This window comes from Pedobacter sp. 01T416_2, assembly GCF_056398925.1.
This window is the reverse complement of record NZ_JBFTQI010001123.1, coordinates 1-1333: the sequence shown is the minus strand read 5'-3', so window position 1 is coordinate 1333 and position 1333 is coordinate 1. Positions and strand designations below refer to the sequence as shown.

2 protein-coding genes are annotated in these 1333 nt (G+C 37.6%); one reads left to right on the top strand and one right to left on the bottom strand.

Annotated elements, in window-relative coordinates:
• On the bottom strand, nt 1-307 hold a 307-nt coding region (locus AC1DPQ_RS27910), incomplete at its 3' end, for a GTP-binding protein (RefSeq protein WP_477611592.1).
• Between the two features lie 260 nt (nt 308-567).
• Between AC1DPQ_RS27910 and AC1DPQ_RS27905 the strand changes: the two genes are divergently transcribed.
• Nucleotides 568-1194, top strand: a complete 627-nt coding sequence (locus tag AC1DPQ_RS27905; protein ID WP_477584482.1) for an ATP-binding cassette domain-containing protein — start codon at nt 568-570, stop codon at nt 1192-1194.
• Nucleotides 1195-1333: the final 139 nt, after the last annotated feature.

Below are 1333 nucleotides of genomic sequence, written 5' to 3'. Positions count from 1 at the left end.
CATCAACGATAAGTAATGCACCCTCGCAGGCTGCGATGGAACGCGAAACTTCGTACGAAAAATCTACGTGTCCAGGTGTATCAATCAGGTTGAAATTATATTCAATATCACCAACTTTATAGTTCATTTGTATGGCATGACTTTTAATTGTTATGCCTCTCTCACGCTCTAAATCCATGTTATCGAGCAATTGTGCCTGCGCCTCACGCTTTGAAATTGTCTCGGTATATTCTAATAACCTATCAGCCAGGGTGCTCTTGCCATGGTCAATATGTGCAATAATGCAAAAATTACGTATATGCTTCATCTTTGCGCAAAGATATGCTTTTTAAGGTAATTTTTAATCTAGAAAATTCTACCCCAAACACTTTGATTTGAAAAGCAAATACAGTGGCTTTTCTGTTACTACAATCCTGCTTTCCACTTTACTCCGTTGCACTCCGTGTACGTTCCAATCGGGGTTATTTTATCAGAGATGGTTTGCTTTTGTTACTTTTCCGGCAAGATGCCTCAGTAAGTAACAAATCTGGCATAACGAAATCTAAAACAGAACTAAAATCAAACATCTTGCTCAGCTTAACCAACATCAATAAAAAATATGGCAGCCATGAAGTATTAAACTTTGGCGAATGGAAAATCGATAACGGAATCCATTGGTTAAAAGGAGGGAACGGAACTGGTAAATCGACCTTATTTCGGATTATATCAGGACAGATTCCATTCAAAGGCGAAGTAATACTCAATGAAATAAACCTTAAAAATGAACCCATAAAATTCCGTTCGAAAATTAGCTTTGCCGAAGCCGAACCACAGTACCCATTATTTGTAACAGGGCAGGAACTGATCAATTTTTATGTTGAAACAAGAAAAGCAGAGGGTAAACAAGCCGAAGACCTTGCTGCTAATTTCGAAATGGCAGCCTTTCTTGACAATAAAATTGGTAGTTATTCGAGTGGGATGCTCAAAAAGCTTTCTTTGATCTGTGCATTTATTGGTAGCCCTGATTTGTATATTTTAGACGAACCGTTGATTACCATTGATGTGGCTTCGGCAGATAAATTGTATCAGTTGATCAAGGAAAAAGCAGTACAGGGAAAGAGTTTTCTTTTATCATCGCACCAGGAAGTTAGCACCGATAAACTAAAATTGGAGACCATATTTCAGATCGTTGACAAACAAATCATTCAACTATAATGCTGAAATTACTAATCAATAGCTTAGCCAAAGAATTTTACCAGCAACACGCAGGATTTTTTCTGGTAGGCATTTATATTTTATTCGGTGTGGTAGAGCCTTCACAATTAATTGGCTACCAAAAGGCCTTGTTATTAGC